Raw genomic sequence first — 250 nt, forward strand, 5'->3', positions numbered from 1 at the left:
CCTGAGCACACCCAATTGATGTCATTTCATCGCCGATACGGATAATGCGGATCGGCAGCGTGGATCCCGATTGGGCTGTGGGCATCAGTCTGTCAAAAAGTGCGATATTGTCCTGCAACGCGGCTTGTCGTTGCCCAAGCTCTGGAGATCGATGGATTTCAGCTGAAGCCAACGCTGCACCAATAGCTGCTGTATTGAGTGATGCCGAGAATGCGTGTGCAATTGCATAACGGCGAAACAAACTTTCCTG

Annotated in this window: 1 pseudogene; it reads right to left on the minus strand. The window is 51.6% G+C overall.

Annotation, left to right across the window (positions count from 1 at the left end):
- Positions 1–250: pseudogene (locus SB719_RS21595) on the minus strand (hypothetical protein); the annotation flags it as partial.

It is taken from the genome of Pantoea sp. SIMBA_079 (assembly GCF_046940275.1).
Taxonomy (GTDB): Bacteria; Pseudomonadota; Gammaproteobacteria; order Enterobacterales; family Enterobacteriaceae; genus Pantoea; species Pantoea borealis.